At 52.9% G+C, this 255-nt stretch carries 1 protein-coding gene; it reads right to left on the reverse strand.

Annotation, left to right across the window (positions count from 1 at the left end):
* Window positions 1–255, reverse strand: a 255-nt coding sequence (locus L6D64_RS28255; protein WP_236192672.1) for a transposase, incomplete at both ends; no start/stop codon positions are given.

The raw sequence follows: 255 nt of genomic DNA on the forward strand, positions 1-255 counted from the left end.
GTTTGAGGTTGTAAGCCAGCACGTGAAGGCTCATTTCGGTGCTTACCCTCGGTAGGGTTTTGGTCAGGAAGTGAGTGCTTCCCATCCAGTATTTGAGCGTTCCGAAGGGATGCTCCACCGTTTGCCGACGAACTTTCATCTTTCCTGGATCATGCTCCAATCGGATCTGCACCGCTTCGACTACCGTTTCATGCTCCCAGCGCTTTAACCGGCGTTCCTTACCCGTCGTACACTGCTTCTGCATGGCGCAACTTT

The organism is Pseudomonas urethralis, assembly GCF_021602465.1.
Lineage (GTDB): Bacteria > Pseudomonadota > Gammaproteobacteria > Pseudomonadales > Pseudomonadaceae > Aquipseudomonas > Aquipseudomonas vlassakiae.